Source organism: Pseudomonas sp. D3-27 (assembly GCF_051132165.1).
Classification (GTDB): domain Bacteria; phylum Pseudomonadota; class Gammaproteobacteria; order Pseudomonadales; family Pseudomonadaceae; genus Aquipseudomonas.
The window spans coordinates 4,938,640-4,958,093 of record NZ_CP071667.1 but is presented as its reverse complement, the minus strand read 5'-3'; the positions used below and the strand labels follow the sequence as shown (position 1 = coordinate 4,958,093).

Annotated in this window: 21 protein-coding genes; 1 reads left to right on the top strand and 20 read right to left on the bottom strand. The window is 63.1% G+C overall.

Going from position 1 to position 19,454, the window contains the following annotated elements; genetic code table 11:
* Window positions 1-71: 71 nt before the first annotated feature.
* The 10 genes from J3P92_RS22355 to urtA all read right to left on the bottom strand — a co-directional run bounded on the left by J3P92_RS22355 (window position 72) and on the right by urtA (window position 8,499).
* Entirely contained in the window at window positions 72-377 is a 306-nt protein-coding gene (locus tag J3P92_RS22355; RefSeq protein WP_420766241.1) for an urease subunit beta, read from the bottom strand.
* On the bottom strand, window positions 374-907 hold the full coding sequence (locus J3P92_RS22350; protein ID WP_434560911.1) for a GNAT family N-acetyltransferase: 534 nt from the start codon (window positions 905-907) through the stop codon (window positions 374-376). The genes J3P92_RS22355 and J3P92_RS22350 overlap by 4 nt, the downstream gene beginning before the upstream one ends.
* A gap of 5 nt (window positions 908-912) precedes the next feature.
* A complete protein-coding gene (locus J3P92_RS22345) occupies window positions 913-1,446 on the bottom strand; it encodes a GNAT family N-acetyltransferase (RefSeq protein WP_434649083.1) in 534 nt (177 codons plus the stop codon).
* A gap of 9 nt (window positions 1,447-1,455) precedes the next feature.
* A complete protein-coding gene (ureA, locus tag J3P92_RS22340) occupies window positions 1,456-1,758 on the bottom strand; it encodes an urease subunit gamma (protein WP_420766244.1) in 303 nt (100 codons plus the stop codon).
* Between the two features lie 154 nt (window positions 1,759-1,912).
* Window positions 1,913-2,755, bottom strand: coding sequence for an urease accessory protein UreD (locus J3P92_RS22335; RefSeq protein WP_434649081.1), 843 nt, complete (start codon window positions 2,753-2,755; stop codon window positions 1,913-1,915).
* Between the two features lie 31 nt (window positions 2,756-2,786).
* Window positions 2,787-3,485: an urea ABC transporter ATP-binding subunit UrtE gene (gene urtE / locus J3P92_RS22330; protein WP_434560905.1), complete on the bottom strand. Its 699-nt coding sequence runs from the start codon at window positions 3,483-3,485 to the stop codon at window positions 2,787-2,789.
* A 135-nt stretch (window positions 3,486-3,620) separates the two neighbouring features.
* Entirely contained in the window at window positions 3,621-4,493 is an 873-nt protein-coding gene (urtD, locus tag J3P92_RS22325) for an urea ABC transporter ATP-binding protein UrtD (RefSeq protein WP_434649080.1), read from the bottom strand.
* Window positions 4,490-5,569, bottom strand: a complete 1,080-nt coding sequence (gene urtC / locus J3P92_RS22320) for an urea ABC transporter permease subunit UrtC (protein ID WP_420766248.1) — start codon at window positions 5,567-5,569, stop codon at window positions 4,490-4,492. Before urtC ends, urtD begins: the two co-directional genes overlap by 4 nt.
* The gene (gene urtB, locus J3P92_RS22315; RefSeq protein ID WP_434649078.1) at window positions 5,569-7,071 is read right to left on the bottom strand and encodes an urea ABC transporter permease subunit UrtB; all 1,503 of its coding nucleotides are present in this window, start codon (window positions 7,069-7,071) and stop codon (window positions 5,569-5,571) included. Before urtB ends, urtC begins: the two co-directional genes overlap by 1 nt.
* A gap of 162 nt (window positions 7,072-7,233) precedes the next feature.
* Entirely contained in the window at window positions 7,234-8,499 is a 1,266-nt protein-coding gene (gene urtA, locus J3P92_RS22310) for an urea ABC transporter substrate-binding protein (protein ID WP_420766250.1), read from the bottom strand.
* Window positions 8,500-8,769: 270 nt separating this feature from the next.
* Here urtA and J3P92_RS22305 point away from each other — a divergent pair, with 270 nt between their 5' ends.
* The gene (locus tag J3P92_RS22305; protein WP_434649076.1) at window positions 8,770-10,305 is read left to right on the top strand and encodes a class I SAM-dependent methyltransferase; all 1,536 of its coding nucleotides are present in this window, start codon (window positions 8,770-8,772) and stop codon (window positions 10,303-10,305) included.
* Here the strand turns inward: J3P92_RS22305 and J3P92_RS22300 are convergent.
* From J3P92_RS22300 to cbiE, 10 genes are all read right to left on the bottom strand, one after another.
* Entirely contained in the window at window positions 10,280-11,290 is a 1,011-nt protein-coding gene (locus J3P92_RS22300; protein WP_434608009.1) for a FecCD family ABC transporter permease, read from the bottom strand. The two genes, J3P92_RS22305 and J3P92_RS22300, sit on opposite strands and share 26 nt — an antisense overlap.
* Window positions 11,287-12,234 carry an ABC transporter substrate-binding protein gene (locus J3P92_RS22295; RefSeq protein WP_434608007.1) on the bottom strand — a complete coding sequence of 316 codons (948 nt, stop codon included), beginning with the start codon at window positions 12,232-12,234 and terminating at the stop codon, window positions 11,287-11,289. The genes J3P92_RS22300 and J3P92_RS22295 overlap by 4 nt, the downstream gene beginning before the upstream one ends.
* A complete protein-coding gene (locus J3P92_RS22290) occupies window positions 12,231-13,019 on the bottom strand; it encodes an ABC transporter ATP-binding protein (protein ID WP_434608005.1) in 789 nt (262 codons plus the stop codon). The genes J3P92_RS22295 and J3P92_RS22290 overlap by 4 nt, the downstream gene beginning before the upstream one ends.
* Before the next feature lie 202 nt (window positions 13,020-13,221).
* On the bottom strand, window positions 13,222-14,601 hold the full coding sequence (locus J3P92_RS22285; protein ID WP_434649074.1) for a PepSY-associated TM helix domain-containing protein: 1,380 nt from the start codon (window positions 14,599-14,601) through the stop codon (window positions 13,222-13,224).
* Window positions 14,602-14,843: 242 nt separating this feature from the next.
* Entirely contained in the window at window positions 14,844-15,284 is a 441-nt protein-coding gene (locus J3P92_RS22280; RefSeq protein ID WP_434649072.1) for a DUF2946 domain-containing protein, read from the bottom strand.
* Window positions 15,285-15,296: 12 nt separating this feature from the next.
* Entirely contained in the window at window positions 15,297-15,776 is a 480-nt protein-coding gene (locus J3P92_RS22275; RefSeq protein WP_434608000.1) for a copper chaperone PCu(A)C, read from the bottom strand.
* 45 nt (window positions 15,777-15,821) lie between these two features.
* Complete coding sequence (locus J3P92_RS22270; protein ID WP_434607998.1) at window positions 15,822-16,220, bottom strand: DUF2946 domain-containing protein; 399 nt, start codon at window positions 16,218-16,220, stop codon at window positions 15,822-15,824.
* Between the two features lie 179 nt (window positions 16,221-16,399).
* Entirely contained in the window at window positions 16,400-17,116 is a 717-nt protein-coding gene (locus tag J3P92_RS22265; protein WP_434651188.1) for a cobalt-precorrin-6A reductase, read from the bottom strand.
* An 11-nt stretch (window positions 17,117-17,127) separates the two neighbouring features.
* The gene (locus J3P92_RS22260; RefSeq protein WP_434560883.1) at window positions 17,128-18,225 is read right to left on the bottom strand and encodes a cobalt-precorrin-5B (C(1))-methyltransferase; all 1,098 of its coding nucleotides are present in this window, start codon (window positions 18,223-18,225) and stop codon (window positions 17,128-17,130) included.
* On the bottom strand, window positions 18,218-19,429 hold the full coding sequence (gene cbiE / locus J3P92_RS22255) for a precorrin-6y C5,15-methyltransferase (decarboxylating) subunit CbiE (protein WP_434607996.1): 1,212 nt from the start codon (window positions 19,427-19,429) through the stop codon (window positions 18,218-18,220). The genes J3P92_RS22260 and cbiE overlap by 8 nt, the downstream gene beginning before the upstream one ends.
* Window positions 19,430-19,454 lie beyond the last annotated feature (25 nt).

The following is a 19,454-nucleotide window of genomic DNA, read 5'->3' as shown; positions in this document are numbered from 1 at the left end:
CCACAGTTTGATCGCGGTCCCCTGTGGGAGCGAGCTTGCTCGCGATGGGGCCAGAGCAGACACCGCATGACCTAAAGGTCGCCCATGATCCGCCCGGCAAACCCGAACACCCGGCGATGCCCGGCCAGGTCCACCAGTTCCACCTCTCGGCTCTGACCCGGCTCGAAGCGCACGGCGGTGCCGGCCGGGATGTTCAGGCGCATGCCACGGCTGGCGGCGCGGTCGAAGGCCAGGGCGTCGTTGGTCTCGAAAAAATGAAAATGCGACCCGACCTGGATCGGCCGGTCGCCGCTGTTGGCGACCTTCAGCGTCACGGTGCGGCGGCCGGCGTTGAGCTCGATATCGCCGGGCTGAACCTGGTATTGGCCTGGAATCATTGCGGTTGTCCCAAAGTCTTGTAGTAGATGGCGGTCGGGGTATAGGTCCCGTCCGGGCTCTGGCAGTAGTCGGGCAGTTCTCCGACGCGGGTGTAGCCCATGGCGCGGTAGAACGCCTCGGCTTCGGAACCGGCCTCGGTGTCGAGGTACAGCAGCCCACGCTTGTGCTGACGGGCGCCGAGCTCCAGGGCGCTCATCAATTGCTGGCCCAGGCCCCTGCGACGAGCGTCGCCGCGCACCAGCAGTTTTTGTACTTCGGCACGGTTGAGGCCGTTGGGCTTCTGGCACAGGGCGAGCTGGACGCTGGCCTGTACCTGTTCATCCTTGACCACCACCCACAACAGCAGGTGACCCTGATTGAGGCTGGCCTGGACTTCGTCGAAATAAGCCCTGGCCTGTACGGCATCCAGGTCGGCCATGAACCCCACGCTGGCGCCATGACCCACGGCGTCGAGCAACAGGTCGACCAGGCCCTGGCGATAATGCGCAAAGCTTTCAGCGTGGATTCGACGCAACTGGGCGGCGTTCATCGGTATCACTCCTTGTCCATGGCGGGCGGTGGCGCCCCGGGGTCGAGGACCAACTGCATGAAGGTCAGGTCCAGCCAACGGCCGAACTTGGTGCCCACCTGGGGCATCTGCCCGGTGGTGACGAAACCCGCCCGCTCATGGAGGCGAATCGACGCCGCGTTGCCGCTCTCGATAGCGGCGACCATGACGTGCTTGCCGCAGGCCCGGGCGCGCTCGATCAGGTCAATCATCAGCACAGGGCCAAGGCCCTTGCCGCGCTGGTCCCGGCAGACGTACACCGAATGCTCGACGGTGTGGCGGAAGCCGTCGAACGGCCGCCAGTCGCCGAACGAGGCATACCCAAGCACGTTGTCCTCGGCATCGATGACCACCCGTACCGGGTAGCCCTGGGAGCGCCGGGCACTGAACCAAGCCTGGCGATTGCCCAGGTCCACGGGCTGCTCGTTCCAGATCGCCGTGGTGTTGAGCACGGCATCGTTGTAGATGTCGCGGATCGCCGGCAGGTCGCGGTGCTGGGCGTCTCGGATCTGATAAGTCATGCCGTTGCCTCAGACGATGGGTTGGTGGACGGTGACCAGTTTGGTGCCGTCGGGAAACGTCGCCTCTACCTGGATTTCCGGGATCATTTGCGGGATGCCTTCCATCACCTGCTCGCGGCTCAGCAAGGTGGTGCCGTAGTGCATGAGCTCGGCCACGGTCTGGCCGTCGCGGGCGCCTTCGAGCAACGCGGCGGAAATGTAGGCCATGGCCTCTGGGTAATTGAGCTTCAAGCCCCGGGCCAGTCGCCGCTCGGCGACGAGGCCGGCGGTGAAGATCAGCAGCTTGTCTTTTTCGCGTGGGGTCAGGTCCATGTGCAATCCATAAGGGGCAGATAATTTTTTTCGCAGTAAACACCGATCCCTTGTGGGAGCGAGCTTGCTCGCGATGGCAATCGAACATTCAACATAATGGTTGGCTGATACACCGCTATCGCGAGCAAGCTCGCTCCCACAGGTAAAAGCAAATTCAGGTGCTCCAAATTCTAGGTGGCACAGCCTCTCGACCAAGCAACGCCGGGCGCAGGAGCCGCCACAACTCAATCAACCACCCCCGCGCCAACAATGCCTCGCTCGCCAGGCAGCGTGCCACGACCAGGCCGGGCAGTTGGGTCAGGTCGCCACGCACGGCATGGTCCAGGGAGCGGCAGCGCTCCAGCAGCTCGCTGTCGATCTCGCCGGTCACCAGCAAGGTGGCTAACACCGGGTCGCCGCCCAGGCCGATGGGGGAGTCGAGCAACCCATCGCCACCGGCGATGCGCTGACGCTCGTGCCAGAGCAACTGGCCGTCGCGGCGGATGTCCAGCCACGACTGAAAGTGTCCCACGTCGAACCGCTCGCCGCTGGCCGGCCGACCGAGGGCAACGATGTCCCAGTAGAACAAGCGGGCGTCGCCTTGCAGATCGATGTTCGTGCTGAGTTCGGCCTGGGCCGCGCTGAAGACGATGGTTTCCTGGGGCAGCCATTCCAGGGTCGCGCCGGGGGCCACGCTCAGGCTCAGTTGCTGGTACGCCGGGCCGGCGGCGCGGTACCACTTGGCCGCGCCGGGGCTGGTCAATTGCGCCCAGGCGCCCTGGCCGACCTGGGCCGAAATGTCCAACCGATCCCCACCGGCAATGCCGCCGGGCGGGTGGACGATGATGTGCTGGCACACCTCGGAACCTTCGGCGTACAAGTGCTTCTGCACCCGCAACGGGCCTTTGTGCCGGCGCCGGACCGGGCGCGTGCAATCACCGAATCGGGCATAGCCCAAGTCCAGCTCGGCGTGCCAGCTGGGGGTGAACAGGGCGGATGGCGATACAGGTAGATTCATGATTTTCTGATTGTCGTCGGGACGCTACAGACTAGATCGTAACCAATCCGCGCACACCCTCGGCTTCCATATTTTCTCCACGGCCCTGCTGCACGATCTCGCCCCGGGACATCACCAGGTACTGATCAGCCAGCTCGGCGGCGAAGTCGTAGAACTGCTCCACCAGCAAAATCGCCATGTCGCCCCGGGCCGCGAGTTTCTTGATCACCGCGCCGATCTCCTTGATCACCGACGGTTGGATGCCCTCGGTGGGCTCATCGAGAATCAACAGGCGCGGCCGACTGGCCAGGGCCCGGCCGATGGCGAGCTGCTGTTGCTGGCCGCCGGACAGGTCGCCACCCCGGCGTTGTTTCATCTGCAGCAGCACCGGGAACAATTCGTAGATGAAGGCCGGTACTTCCTTGGCTTCTGAGCCCGGAAAGCGCGACAGGCCCATCAGCAGGTTTTCTTCCACCGTCAGCCGCCCGAAAATTTCCCGGCCCTGCGGCACATAGGCGATGCCGGCGTGGACCCGCTGATGCGGCTTGAACGTGGTGATGGCCTTGCCTTCCCAATTCACCACGCCTTCCTTGGCCGGCAGCAGGCCCATCAAGCATTTGAGCAGGGTGGTCTTGCCCACGCCGTTGCGACCGAGAAGGCACGTCACCTCGCCGACCTTCACGTCGAACGACAGGCCGCGCAGGATGTGGCTACCGCCATAGTATTGGTGCAGCTTGTCGACTTGCAGCATTTTCCAGATTCTCCTCAGGCCCCTTGTGGGAGCGAGCTTGCTCGCGATAGCGGTGGGTCAGTTACATTGCATTCCAGCTGATCCGCCGCTATCGCGAGCAAGCTCGCTCCCACATAAAAGCCAATTGCTTTCGCCTCAGCGACCGAGATACACCTCGATCACCCGCTCATCGGCCTGCACCTGTTCCAGCGACCCTTCGGCCAGCACGCTGCCCTGGTGCAGCACGGTGACGTGGTCGGCAATCGCGCCGACGAAGCCCATGTCGTGCTCCACCACCATCAGTGAATGCTTGCCCGCCAGGGATTTGAACAGCTCGGCGGTGAAGTCGGTTTCCGCGTCGGTCATGCCCGCCACCGGCTCGTCAAGCAGCAGCAGTTGCGGGTCCTGCACCAGCAGCATGCCGATCTCCAGGAACTGCTTCTGGCCGTGGGACAGCAGCCCGGCGGCGCGGTTGACCGAAGGGGCGAGGCGGATCTTCTCGAGCACTTCGCTGATGCGGTCGCGTTGCTCGCCGGTCAGCTTCGCCCGCAGGCTGGCCCACACCGATTTGTCGGTCTTGAGCGCCAGTTCCAGGTTCTCGAACACGCTCAGGGCTTCGAACACCGTCGGCTTCTGGAACTTGCGCCCGATGCCGGCCTGGGCAATCTCGACTTCGCTCATGGTCGTCAGGTCGAGGGTTTCGCCGAACCAGGCCTTGCCGTGGCTGGGACGGGTCTTGCCGGTGATGACATCCATCAGCGTGGTCTTGCCGGCGCCGTTGGGGCCGATGATGCAGCGCAGTTCGCCGACGCCGATGTACAGGTTCAGGTCGTTCAGCGCCTTGAAACCGTCGAAGCTGACGCTGATGTCTTCCAGGGTCAGGATGGTGCCGTGGCGGGTGTTCAGGCCTACGCCGGCGGCCCGGCCGAGGCCAATGGCGTCGCGGCTGCTGCCTTGGTCCCGATTGGCATCGAGAGGGGGTTCAATAATCGGTTCGAGCATGAAATCCGCTGTCGGTGTGATTTTCATTGTTCGCCCCTTTTCTTCAACAGCCCGATAACGCCTTTGGGTAGATACAGGGTCACGACGATGAACAGGGCACCGAGGAAGAACAGCCAATATTCCGGAAACGCCACGGTGAACCAGCTCTTCATGCCGTTGACCACGCCGGCGCCCAGCAACGGCCCGATCAGCGTGCCGCGCCCGCCGAGCGCCACCCACACGGCGGCCTCGATGGAGTTGGTCGGCGACATTTCGCTGGGGTTGATGATCCCCACCTGCGGCACGTACAGCGCCCCGGCCAGGCCACACAACACCGCGCTCAACACCCAGACGAACAGCTTGAAGCCACGGGGATCGTAGCCGCAGAACATCAGGCGGTTTTCCGCGTCGCGCAGGGCGGTCAGCACCCGGCCGAACTTGCTGCGAGCCAGGCGCCAGCCGATGAACAGGCTCGCCACCAACAGCAGCACTGTGGCAAAAAACAGCACCGCGCGGGTGCCCGGCTCGGTGATGCCAAAGCCCAGGATCGAACGGAAATTGGTGAAGCCGTTGTTGCCGCCAAAGCCGGTCTCGTTGCGGAAAAACAGCAACATCCCGGCGAAGGTCAGGGCCTGGGTCATGATCGAGAAGTACACGCCCTTGATCCGCGAGCGGAAGGCGAAGAAACCGAACACCAGCGCCAGCAAGCCCGGCGCCAGCACCACCAGGCACATCGCCCAGAGGAAGCTGTCGGTGCCGGCCCAGTACCAGGGCAGCTCGGTCCACGACAGGAACGTCATGAACGCCGGCACGCCATCGCCGGCGGCCTGGCGCATCAGGTACATGCCCATGGCGTAGCCGCCCAGCGCGAAGAACAGGCCGTGGCCCAGGGAGAGCAAGCCGGCGTAGCCCCAGACCAGGTCCAGCGCCAGGGCGACAATGGCGTAGCAGAGGATCTTGCCCACCAGGGTCAGGGTATATGCCGAGACATGCAGCGGGTTATCCACCGCCAACAGCGACAACACTGGCAGGCTCAGCAGCACGGCGAGGATCACCGCGCCGACGGCGAGGGTGACTTTGGGTCCGGCCTTTTGCGTGGCCGTAAGCATCAGGGGCTGGTTCATCAGTCGATTACCCGTCCTTTAAGCGCGAAGAGGCCTTGCGGACGCTTCTGGATAAACAGAATGATCAGCGCGAGGATCAGGATCTTGCCGAGCACGGCGCCGATCTGCGGTTCGAGGATCTTGTTGGCGATGCCCAGGCCGAACGCGGCGAACACACTGCCGGCCAACTGGCCGACGCCGCCGAGCACTACCACCAGGAACGAGTCGATGATGTAGCTCTGGCCCAGGTCCGGGCCGACGTTGCCGATCTGGCTCAGGGCAACGCCACCGAGCCCGGCGATGCCCGAGCCGAGGCCGAAGGCGAGCATGTCCACCTGCCCGGTGGGCACGCCGCAGCAGGCGGCCATGTTGCGGTTCTGGGTCACGGCGCGCACGTTCAGGCCCAGGCGCGTCTTGTTCAGCAGCAACCAGGTCAGCACCACCACGAACAGCGCGAAAGCAATAATCACGATGCGGTTGTACGGCAGCACCAGGTTCGGCAGCACCTGGATCCCGCCCGACAGCCAGGCCGGGTTGGCGACTTCCACGTTCTGCGCGCCGAACACCAGGCGCACCAGCTGGATCAGCATCAGGCTGATGCCCCAAGTGGCGAGCAGGGTTTCCAGGGGCCGTCCGTAGAGGTGGCGGATTACCGTGCGTTCCAGGGCCATGCCGATGGCGGCGGTGATGAAAAACGCCACCGGCAAGGCGATCAGCGGATAGAACTCGATGGCGTTCGGGGCGAAGCGCTGGAACAGCATCTGCACCACATAAGTGGAATAGGCGCCGAGCATGAGCATCTCGCCGTGGGCCATGTTGATCACCCCCAGCAAGCCAAAGGTGATCGCCAGGCCAAGGGCGGCCAGCAGCAGGATCGAGCCCAGGGACATGCCGCTGAACGCCTGGCCCAGCAGCTCGCCGATCAGGAGTTTGCGCTTGACCTGGCCGAGGCTGGTTTCGGCGGCGGTGCGCACGGCGGCATCGGTTTCGACACCGGGTTCGAGCAGGTTTTCGAGGCGAGTGCGGGCCAGCGGGTCGCCGGTTTCCCCCAGCAGTCGCACGGCCGCCAGGCGCACGGCGGGGTTGGTGTCCACCAGTTGCAAATTCGCCAGGGCCAGGCTCAGGGCGGCGTGGACATCTTCGTCCTGCTCGCCGGCCAGTTGCCGATCAAGGAACGCCAGTTGCGCCGGGCGGGCGCTTTTTTGCAGCTGTTGCGCGGCAGCCAGGCGCACGCCGGCATCGACGGCGAGCAGTTGATGGCTGGCCAGGGCGGTTTCGATCAGCCCTCGCAAGCGGTTGTTCAGGCGCAGGGTCTTGGGTTGGCCATCGACGGTCAACTGGCCTTGCTGCAAGGCGTTGATCAGTTCGACACGCTCAGGCTCCGGCTGCGCGGCCCAGGTTTCCAGGAGCTTGGCCTGCTGGGTCGGGTTGGCGGCGACGAAGTCTTCGGCGTCGCCGGCATGGGCGCCCAGTGGCAACAGCAGGGCCAGGGCGAGGATGAGGCGGTAAAGGGCGGTGGGCATATGCTAGGCCTTGCGCAAACTTCTTTCTTTGTGGGAGCCAGCTTGCTCGCGATAGCGGTGTGTCAGTCACATGTCTTCTGGCTGATCCGCTGCTATCGCGAGCAGGCTCGCTCCCACAAGGGGTGTGTGTCGGCCCGGGGATCAGGGCCGACTCCCATGGGCTCAGTTGCTCTTCACCGCGTAGTCAGGCTTCTTGTCGTTGCCGGCGATGAACGGGCTCCACGGTTGCGCGCGGATCGGCCCTTCGGTCTGCCAGACCACGTTGAACTGACCGTCGGCCTGGATCTCGCCGATCATCACGGGCTTGTGCAGGTGATGGTTGGTCTTGTCCATGGTCAGGGTGTAGCCCGACGGTGCGGCAAAGGTCTGGCCGGCCAGGGCTTCGCGGACTTTGTCGACGTCGGTGGACTTGGCTTTTTCCACCGCTTGGGCCCACATGTGGATGCCGACGTAGGTGGCTTCCATCGGGTCGTTGGTCACGGCTTTGTCGGCACCCGGCAAGTTCTTGGCCTTGGCGTAGGCTTTCCAGGAGTCGACGAACTTCTTGTTCGCCGGGTTATCCACGGACTCGAAGTAGTTCCACGCCGCCAGGTTGCCGATCAAGGGTTTGGTGTCGATGCCGCGCAGTTCTTCCTCGCCCACCGAGAACGCCACGACCGGTACGTCGGTGGCCTTCAGGCCCTGGTTCGCCAGCTCCTTGTAGAACGGCACGTTGGAGTCGCCGTTGACGGTGGAAATCACGGCAGTCTTGCCGCCGGCCGAGAATTTTTTGATGTTGGCCACGATGGTCTGGTAATCGCTGTGGCCGAATGGGGTGTAGACCTCTTCGATGTCCTTGTCCGCCACGCCTTTGGAGTGCAGGAACGAGCGCAGGATCTTGTTGGTGGTGCGCGGGTAGACGTAGTCGGTGCCCAGCAGGAAGTAGCGCTTGGCGCTGCCGCCTTCTTCGCTCATCAGGTATTCCACCGCCGGAATCGCCTGCTGGTTCGGCGCCGCGCCGGTGTAGAAGACGTTCGGCGACATTTCTTCGCCTTCGTATTGCACAGGGTAGAACAGCAGGCCATTGAGCTCTTCGAACACCGGCAACACGGATTTACGCGACACCGAGGTCCAGCAGCCGAACACCACGGCGACCTTGTCCTGGGTCAGCAATTGCCGGCCCTTTTCGGCGAACAGCGGCCAGTTCGACGCCGGGTCCACGACCACCGCTTCGAGCTTCTTGCCGTTGACCCCACCCTTGGCGTTGATCTCGTCGATGGTCATCAACGCCATGTCCTTGAGGGACGTCTCGGAGATCGCCATGGTCCCGGACAGCGAATGCAGGATGCCAACCTTGATGGTCTCGGCGGCCTGGACGGTCCAGGTCATGCCCATCGCGGCAATGCTTGCCGAGAGTGTAAAAGCCTTGATCAAGCTACGACGCTTCATTGTGCGATCTCCGTGGACTTATGATTTTTAAGGGCAGATGCAAACGCTGGAAGCGCTTTTGCAAGGGGTGTGCCCAGTTGGAGAAAGGCGTTGAAACGCGGGGATGGCGGCGAGGCAGGAAAATGACAATGCACCATCAGTGACCGTATCGCGGGTGTTGGTGCAATGTGCCGCTCCGCATTGGGGCGTGGATCGGGGTTGACTCAAGGTGAAATTTTCAACTGCCCGACTATGCTGACGCTTCTGCCATTCTGAAGTAGGGGAATCCGTTTGAATGACGCTGGCGTTGCGAACCATTTTCTTTTGGACGAGACGGCTGTTTTTGACGTGCTGCCTGAAGTCAGACGGGCCGAGCATCCCCGATGGATGCATGTGACGCATTTGAGGGAAGGACGGTATTCGCTGATTCTCACCGCTGGTGAACGCCTTCGAAGTAGCACGCTGAGGGTGTCTTCTGATTCAAGGTTATACGTTCGCTTTTCGGCTGCCCTGCCCAGCATCAGTTTGGATGGGCTCACCTGTGCCTTTGTTTTTTTGGATGATGGGGCCCAAGCCGAATGTCCACTTGGCATGTTTCATTTTGGAGGAGGGCCTACGCCGTCGGAATGCAGGACGGTAACGCTGGATCTGGCTTGGTTGGCCGGCAAACGTGGCCGTCTCTTGATAGAGTGCGGGCCAGGTGCGCAGAACGATCCTACCGCCGACTGGCTAGCGATATCTGACTTGTGCATCGCCAGGGAGGAGGAGATGAAGGCCCTTCTGGCGAAGACACATCATACAATGCGCATGAAAAACGAGATAGCGCATTTCAGTAGCGTCTACCGGAACGAGTTCTACTCCAAAGTGCAGGAACAACAGCGTGCTAATGCAATGGGCATTGCTCGCAACGTGCGCCGATTGGATGGAATGGCTCCTGCGCCAGAGCGTGGTGCGCAGGCTGATGTTGTGATCCTCGAACCGTTCGAAGGTGAGGCAGCCTACTCCTATGCGACTCGTCTCCTGAGGGCGAATGTCCCGCAAACTCCGCCTGATTTCCAAGCGAGGCTGCGCCAGAAAGTCAGGGATCATGGGGAAATAAAAGTCTTGTCGATCTGCAGTGGCGCCGCGCGGATAGAGGCGGGCCTGTCGGCGGCTATTCCCGAAGGGGTGCAGTGGTCGCTGTTGGATATCAATGAGGACCTGCTGCAGATCGCTGCAAAGCAGTTTCCGCCAGGCATCAGCCTCGACTTGATCGTGGCGGATGCGAACAACCTGGTGCCTACCGGTGAGCAGTGGGATGTCATTATTTGTGTTTCGGCATTGCATCATTTGGTAGAGCTGGAAAAGGTCATGTTCTTTATCTCCCGCAGTTTGAAAAATGACGGCGAGTTCTGGAGTGTCGGGGAGGCGGTGGGACGTAATGGCAATCGCTTGTGGCCCGACGCGATAGTCGCTGCTGATGCGGCGTTCTCAGCCTTGCCGGCGCGTTATCGGTTAAATGCCGATACCCAGGTCGTCGATTCAGTCATTCCAGACAAGGACCACTCGATTGGGTGTTTCGAGGGGATTCGAAGCGAGGACATTACCGCGCTGCTTGAACGCTGGCTCAAGCCTGTGGATGTTTACCGTACCAACTGCTTCCTCTGGCGAATGGTCAATCTGGCCTACAGTGGAAATTTCAATCTTGAACAAGCGCAAGATCGGGCGCTGGTCATTGATATGGTCCGAGCGGAGCTTGAGCATTTTCGTCATGGAGGGCTGGGGACCGAGCTGTTCGGCGTGTACAAAAAGAAGCATCTTTTCAACGACGGCGCATCAAGCCAATGAAGAAAAGCCCGCCGATGGCCGCGGTAGCGACCCCAATCGGCAAATCCTCCGGCGCGATCAGCGTGCGGGCCGCCACGTCCACCCACACCAGGAACAGGCTGCCGAGCAGCACGCAGGCAGGCAACAAACGACGGTGCTCGGCGCCCACCAGGCGCCTGGCGATGTGCGGCACCATCAACCCGACAAAGCCGATCGAGCCGCTGATGGACACCAGCACGCCGGTCATCAAGGACGCGATCAGGAAAATCCACAGCCGCACCTTCGCCGCGTTCAGGCCCAGGGTCACGGCGGTCTGCTCGCCGGCCATCAGCGCGTTCAAGGGCCGGGCCATGCCCAGCAGCAACACCAGCCCCAACAGCACGCTGGCGGCTGGCACGGCCAGCAGTTCCCAGCGCGCCAGGCCCAGGCCACCGAGCATCCAGAACATCACCGCCGAACTGGCGCGATGATCACCGAGGAATAACAGCAGGTTGGCCGCCGCCATCATCACGAAGGACACCGCCACGCCACATAGCAATAGCCGATCGCTCTCCAGGCGACCGTGGCGGGCAGCGATGGCCAGCACCAGCAACATGCTCAGCAATGCACCGATGAACGCGGCGAGGGGCAGGGTCAGCAGGCCGATGATTTCACCGACATGCAACACCACGATCACCGCACCCAGGGTCGCGCCGGAGGTGACGCCCAGCAGATGCGGATCGGCCAGTGGGTTGCGCGTGACCGCTTGCAGCACCGCGCCGATCAACGCCAGCCCCGCGCCCACCAGGGCTCCGAGCAGCAGGCGCGGGACGCGTATCAGCCAGACGATATGTTCCTGGCCGGGCGTCCAATACACCTCGCCGACACCGAAGGCCTTGTGCAGCAACAGGTCCCAGACCACGGCCACCGGCACCCGCGCCGGCCCGAAGCCCAGGGACACCACGCACGACACCAGCAACAGCGCGCCGAGAGTCATCAGCAGGGCGGCGTAGCGACGATCGTTCATTGGCCGTGGAAACCCCGCGCCAGGGTTTGCACCGCCAGCACGTTATCGATGCCCGGGGTGGCCTGCACGTAGGGGATCACGATGAAGCGCCGGTGCTTGATCGCATCCACCGATTGCAGCGCCGGGTTCGCCAGCAAGAACTGCTGCTTCTGCTCGGCACTGACTTCGCCATAGTCGACGATCACGATGACCTGGGGGTTGCGCTCCACCACGTTCTCCCAGTTCACCCGGGTCCAACTGGTTTCCACGTCATCGAGGATGTTGCGTCCGCCGGCAGCGTCGATCAGGGCCTGGGGCATGCCCAGGCGCCCAGAGGTCATGGCGCGATCTTCGCCGCTGTCATACAGGAACACGCGCTGTCTTTGGGTTGGAAGATGCTTGCGCACCTCGGCCACCTGGGCCTGCATCGTCTCGATCAGCGCATCGGCGCGGTCCTGCACGTCGAAAATTTTCCCCAGGTTGCGCAGGTCGTTGTAGGTGTCTTCCAGGGAAGCCGGCGGACGTTTCATCACGAAGGCGCAGGATTCGGTCAACTCGTACACGTTGATGCCCAGTGGTTGCAGGGTTTGCGGGGTCAGGTCGCCGCCCACGCGCATGCCGTAGTCCCAGCCGGCGAAGAAGAAATCGACGTTGGCATCGAGCAGGGTTTCCACCGAGGGGTATTTGGCGGCCAGTTCCGGCAGGCCTTCGAGGATCTTCGCCATCTCGGGTGTCACCGATTTCCAACCGCTGATGCCGCTGTAGCCGACCATGCGCGGCTTGAGGCCCAAAGCGAGCATCATCTGCGTCATGTTGATGTCATGGCTGACGGCGTGGCGAGGGGCCTCGTTGAACACCACCTGGCGATTGCAGCTCTGGATCGTCAAGGGGTAGCGGGTGGCTTCGGCCAGGGCATGGGCACTGCCCAGCAGCAGGGGTAGCAACAGCAGCAAGCGCAAGGTCATGGTTGGGTTATCCAAGTGATTCGTGGGTAGCCGGACAGGGGATGTTCGTCCACCAGGGCTTCGACGCCGAACACCTCGCGCAACAGCTCGGCGGTGAGGACATCCCTGGGCGTGCCGCTGGCGACGATGCGCCCATGTTCGATCACGTACAGGCGATCGCAGAAGGCGGCCGCCAGGTTGAGGTCGTGGAGGCTGGCGAGGGTGCCGATGCCCAGCCCCTTGATCAGCTGCAGCAATTGCAATTGATAGTGCGGGTCGAGGTGGTTGGTCGGTTCGTCGAGGATCAACAACTGCGGTTGTTGGGCCAGGGCGCGAGCAAGGATCACCCGCTGTTTTTCCCCGCCCGACAACGTGGCGAAGGCATGATCGCCAAAGCCTTCGAGCCCCGCCGATTCCAACGCCTGGAGCACCCATCTGCGGTCTTCTTCGTTGTCGCCATCAAACAAGCCCTTATGAGGCGTGCGACCCATGGCGACCACTTCTTTCACCGTCAGGCCGAAGGCGTCGGGAAACTCTTGCAGCACCACGGCGATGCGCTGTGCGCACCAGCGCGAGGATTGTTGCCAGAGGTTGTGATGCTCGAGTCTGACCTCCCCCTGTTCCGGCCGGCTGAAGCGATAGGCGCAGCGCAACAGGCTGGTCTTGCCGCTGCCATTGGGGCCGATCAATCCGACAAACTCCCCGGCCGCCACCTGCAACGTGGCGTCACGCAGCTGGAACTGGTGATGGCAATGGCCATGGCCCAGGGGCGTCCAGGCGAGATTGGAAAGGGTCAGGGAGGTCATGCGTTCACTCAAGTTATTGGCTCGCAACCCCAGTCCATTGTGGGAGCGAGCCTGCTCGCGATCGCGGTGGGTCAGCCGATTAAGATGCGACTGACCGATTGCGATCACGAGCAGGCTCGCTCCTACAGGGGAAGGTATTCATCCTTTGGGAAGCGGGCGCGATTGTAGAGGTTTCGCGCCGCTTTTCGTTAACGCGCGGTCTTCAGCTTGAAGATGAGACGATCTCAGGTTGACGATTCAAGCGTGTGAGGAGCCGGTCCAGCAACCACACCACCACCAGCGAAAACCCCACCAGCGGGAACACCACCGCCAGGGCCAGCATGATGAACACCCCGGTCTTCCACGTCGGCAGGTCGTGGCGCAGCGGCGGGACGCCGAACTTGCCCAGGGGCCGGCGCTTCCACCAGATCACCACGCCGCTCACGGCGCTGAGCAGGATCATCAGGCAAACCAGCAGCACAAGGATCTGGTTCAGCGGGCCGAACATCTTGCCTTCGTGCAGCATCACGCCGGTTTCGGTGGCGCGGGCCACGACGCTGTAATGTTCCCAGCGCACATCGGCCAGGACCTTGCCGGTGTATTGGTCCACGTGCAGAGTCGCGTCGTTGCGCGGGTCATCGGCGAACACGGCGATGGTGAACACGCCCGAGGCGGTCGTTGGGAAGGTGATGCTGTAGCCGGGCTCGACCTGGCGTTCGGCGGCGATGTCCTGCACCGCCTGCAGGCTGACGGTTGGCGCGGCGGGGCCTTCGTGCATGCCGCCGTGGGCCATGTGTTCGGCATGGTCGCCGGACATCGGCATCGGCGTGTTCTCCATGGCCCATGGCACGGTCTGGCGGTGAGCGTTGTTGAGGCTGCCGGCTTCGACGTCGGACTTGGGCACGTCATTCCACATCGCCGCCGGGAAGCGGTTCCAGAGGTCCGCGTATTGCTTGCCCCAAAAGCCGGTCCAGGTCATGCCGCTGAGCAACATCACCAGCAGGAACGCGGCGCCCCAGAAGCCGACGACGACGTGCAGGTCACGCCAGAACACCCGCCCGCGCGCGCTCCAGCGCGGCCAGAGGACGCCGGCCGACGACTGCCCGCGCGGCCACCACAGGTACAGGCCGGAAACCACCAGCACCACGCCCCAGCCGGCGGCCATTTCCACCAAGCGGTCACCCACCGTGCCGATCAGCAACTCGCCATGGATCGCCCGGGCCATGGCTTGCAAATTGTTTTTTGCATCCTGCTCGCCGAGTACGTTGCCACGGAAGGGGTCGATGAAGACGTTCAGCTCGTGGCCCTTGTCGATCACCACGAATTGCGCGCTGCGTTCGGCGCTGACCGGTGGCAGGTACTGCGTGACCTGGCCTTCGGGGTAGGCCTGGCGGACCTGCTTGAGCAGATCGTCGGCTGCCAGGGTGTGATGCCCGGCCGGTACGTTCAACAGGTTGCCGTACATCAATGGGTCGAGTTGCGGCTTGAACAGGTAAATGATGCCGGTCAGGGCCAGCATGACCATGAACGGCGCCACGAACAGCCCGGCATAAAAATGCCAGCGCCAGGCCAGGTTGTAGAAGTTCGGTTTCGGTAGGCTCATTGCAAAGCGCTCCGCAGGGCAAATTCGGTTCTTCAAATGGGGGCTGAACGATGCAATCGATGTGGGAGCGAGCCTGCTCGCGAAAGCGGACCAGCCAACAATGATGTGAACGACACATCACTTTCGCGAGCAGGCTCGCTCCCACAGTTTTTTATGTTTGCTTCGGCCAAGCTGTCAGGCGCTCATACCCGCATGCAGGACAGCCTTGGGCTGTCCCGCATGCGGGTGAGCAAGCGTCAGGCTTACGCGTCGAGGGGCGGTGCGCGGGTGCGGGCGCCAGGGAAGAGCGCCGGTCGGGCATGGCCCAGGCGCGGGAAAGGGCTCGTGTAGGTGCGGGTAAACGGTGTGGCGAAGACGGTGAACGTGTGGCCGCCAGGCAACGCGGGGCAGTTGAACAGCAGGCTGCAATAACCGCATTTCTCCCACAGCGCATGATGGTCGCTCTGGGGCGGGCAATCGTCACCTGCTGGCGCTTCGTGTGCCGACATGTCCATGCCCATCTCCATGTCCATGCCTATGGATACAGGCGTGGACATGGACATGCGCTGATCCATCGGCATCGACTGGGAAACCAGCGGGCCGATAAAAATCATCAGCATGGCGAACAGGCTGATCCAGCTACCGCGGGTCAGGCTCAATGGCTGACGGCGGTGCATGGAAAGGCTGGCGCGACGAAGTTGCATGGGCGGCTATGTCTATTGGGCGTGCATGTGCGTTTGGGTGCCGTCGGGGGCTTTTTTCTGCACCGTGACGTTCACCGTGACATCCCCGGCCTTTTCGAAATGCAAGGTCATGGGGAAACGTTTGCCGTCGCTGAGCAGGCTACGGTCCTTCAGGTCCAGCAGCATTACGTGGTACGCCATCGGTGCGAAGGTCACCGTTGCGCCTGGAGCGATAACTATGCCGTCCACCGGTTGCATTTTCATCAAGTCGTTTTGCATCACATGTTCATGGAGCTCGGCCTTGCCGGCGATGGGTGAGTCGACACTGAGCAGTTTATCCTCGGACCTGCCGCCGTTGTGGATAATGAAGTAGCCGGCGACGGTCGGCGCATTGGGCGGCAATTCCTGGGACCACGGGTGGGCGATCTCAAGCTCCCCGGCCTTGTACTGGTGAGCTTGGGCGAAGCCAACGGGAAGCAGCAGGGCGACCAGCAGGATGAGTCTGTTCAACATGGCAATTCTCCGGAACGATTCAGGGCGCAGGTGGGTGCGGAAGAATCAGGCCAGAGGCGAGGCGCGGGGATTTAGACTGGGCCATTGTTGGCGTGGCGTGGGGCTGTCGAGCTTCGAATGGACGACATTGCGATGGGCCAGTTGCGCATCCAGATACAACTGCGGGGCGTGCCCGGCAATCGCCACCAACGGCGCCGGGCCTGAGCAGCACCAGCAATGCTGCATGGTCGAGTGAGGATCCTGTCGCGGCGTTCCCTGTTCGAACTTACCCAGGGAAATCGCCACCAGTTTTGTTCCGCCGGAAGAGCAGAAACTGCCCCAGAGCAATTGTTCGGTTGGCGTGTCGGCGGTCGTACCGCTGCCATTGGAAAGCGGCATGGCGAGCATGTTGAACAGCACTGCGAAGCAGGCGATCCAGGCAAATGCAAGCCGTTGTCGGGACATGGGGCAATCCGCTCGGTTGGGCGATCAGGTGGCCGGTATTTAGCCTGATCGGGAGGCAGAAGTAAAAAAGCCACGTGCGGTGTAGGGTCGCAGGGCTTGTGAGTAACAGTAGCAAAATATTTTCAGATGAGTGGTGCTGACAGGACAGGCTTGTAGGACTGTGCAGGTTTCTGTCAGGCCTACTGCCGCAGCCCCTGCAACACCTCATCCGCCGTCCCAAACTCCCGATCCACCTCCGGCAACATTGGCCGCTTCAATACCAATACCGGCACTCCTCGCTCCCGCGCCACGTCCAGCTTCGGTTCAGTCGCGGTGCTGCCGCTGTTCTTGCTCACCAGCACATCGATCCGCCGTCGTTCGAACAGCTCACGCTCGCCCTCGATATGAAACGGCCCCCGGGTTCCGATCACTTCGCAGCGCTCATTGCCGGGGTAAACGTCCAACGCCCTCAAGGTCCAGAATTGCTCTGGCGGGATTTCATGCATGTGTTGCAGCGGCTCTCGGCCAAGGGTGAACAGAGGCCGGTGGAAGGGGCGCAGGGCTTGGATCAGTTCGGCCCAGTCGGCGACTTCGCGCCAGTCATCGCCGGCCCGGGGCTGCCAGGCCGGACGGCGCAGGGCCCAGCAGGGGATGGCACAGGCGTGGGCCGCATGGGCGGCGTTGTGGCTGATTTGGGCGGCGTAGGGGTGAGTTGCATCCAACAGCAGGTCGATGCCCTCGGCGCGGATGAATTGCGCCAATCCTGCGGCGCCGCCATAGCCGCCGACGCGCACCTGGCAGGTCAGGTCGGTGGGGATGCGGCCGATGCCGGCCAAGCTGTAGATGTGCTGGGGGCCAAGCGTGCGGGCGATGGCCAGGGCTTCGGTGACGCCACCGAGGAGCAGGATGCGTTTCATTTCAAGGCTCTTCATGACAAGGCTCCCGCGTGACCGACGATCCCACCCTGACGGTCGATGGCGAAGACTTCGACCTGGACCTGGGCCGGCACCACGCTGCGGGCGAACGCCAGCGCGTGCTCGCACACTGCATCGCCGAGGGCGATGCCGGCGGCGCTGGCCATTGCCAGGGCTTGCTGGCTGGTATTGGCTTGCCGGATGCCCTGTTGCAAAACCTCATCGGCGCCGAGGGCGGCGGCCCATTCGGCCAGTTGTGGCAGGTCGATGCTCGAATGGCGGCTGTGCAGGTCCATGTGGCCGGCGGCAAGTTTGCTGATCTTGCCAAAGCCGCCGCAGAGGCTGAGTTTTTCCACGGGTACCTTGCGCACATGCTTGAGCACGGCGCCGACGAAATCGCCCATTTCGATCAGGGCGATTTCCGGCAGATTATAGACCCGGCGCATGGTGTCTTCGCTGGCGTTGCCGGTGCAGGCGGCGATGTGCAGGTAGCCGTTGGTTTTCGCCACATCGATGCCCTGGTGGATCGAGGCGATGTAGGCCGCGCAGGAAAAGGGCCGGACGATGCCGCTGGTGCCAAGGATCGACAGACCGCCGAGAATGCCCAGTCGCGGGTTCATGGTTTTCAGCGCCAAGGCTTCGCCACCCTCGACATTGACCGTGACTTCGAAACCACCGGCGTAGCCGCTTTCCTCGGCCAGCCGGCCCAGGTGATCGTTGATCATCTGGCGTGGCACCGGGTTGATTGCCGGCTCACCGACGCCCAGCACCAGCCCCGGTCGCGTCACCGTGCCCACGCCGCGACCGGCGACGAAGCGCACGCCGGGTTCGGCTACCAAGCGCACTTGGGAAAACAGCAGGGCGCCGTGGGTTACGTCCGGGTCATCGCCAGCGTCCTTGATCGTCCCGGCCTCGGCGCCTTGCTCGGTCAATCGGCAGAACTCCAGGCGCATCTGCACCTGCTTGCCCTTGGGCAAGACGATTTCCACGGCGTCGGCCTCGGTGCCGCGCAACAACAAGCGGGCCGCCGCCAGGCTGGTGGCGGTGGCGCAACTGCCGGTGGTCAGGCCGCTACGCAGGGGGGCGGGTTGTTCGGCGGTTTCGTCACGCATCGAGGGGCTTCGTCAGGTCCAGCAAGGTAATCGGCAGCGCCTGGCGCCAGGTGTCGAACTCACCCAACGGCTGCGCCTGGGCAATGTGGATGCGGGTCAGCTCACCGCCATGGCGTTCGCGCCAGCCCATGAGGGTCATTTCGCTCTGCAGGGTCACGGCGTTGGCGACGAGCCGCCCGCCGGGCTTGAGGTGGGCCCAGCAGGTGTCGAGTACGCCTTCGCGGGTGACGCCGCCGCCGATGAATACCGCGTCCGGCCGCTCCAGGTTTTCCAACGCTTGCGGGGCGCTGCCGCGAATCAATTGCAGGCCCGGCACGCCGAGTGTGTCGCGGTTGCGTTCGATCAAGCCTTGGCGGCCCTCGTCGACTTCGATGGCCAGGGCCCGGCAACTGGGGTGGGTGCGCATCCATTCGATGCCGATGGAGCCGCTCCCGGCACCGACATCCCACAGCAATTCACCGGGCGTGGGGGCGAGGCGGGCGAGGGTGATGGCGCGCACGTCGCGCTTGGTCAATTGGCCGTCATGTTCGAACGCGGTGTCCGGCAGACCGGCCAGGCGTGACAGGCGCTGTGTCGATGGTTCGGCCCGGCATTCGATGGCGATCAGGTTCAGGTCGGCGACGGTTTCATCGGACCATTGCGCGGCGCAACCGTCGATCCGGCGTTCTGCCGCACCGCCGAGATGCTCCAGCACAGTCATGGCGCTCGGGCCGAAGCCGCGCTCGCGCAGCAACGTCGCCACCGCGCCGGGGCTGTGGCGATCATTGCTCAGCAGCAACAGCCTCACGCCTGTGGATAAATACCCATTGAGCACCGCCAGGGGGCGCGCCACCAGCGACAGCGGGACCACGTCCTGCAGCGGCCAGCCCATGCGCGCCGCCGCCAGCGAACAAGAGGACGGCGCGGGGATGACCAGCATCTGATCACCCGGCACTTGTTTCGCCAGGCTGGCGCCCACGCCATAGAACATCGGATCGCCGCTGGCCAGCACGCACACTGCTTCGCCCTTTCGAGCCAGCAGCGGCTCCAGGGAGAACGGGCTGGGCCATAGCTCCCTTTCGCCGCGAATACACAGTGGCAACAGTTCCAACTGACGAGCGCTGCCCAGAATCCGCGGCGCCCGCAGCAATGCATGGCGAGCCGTTCGGCCCAGGCCCTTGAAGCCATCTTCACCGATGCCCACTACAGTCAGCCAGGGGGTCATCTCTGTTCCTCGAATAAATGGGATT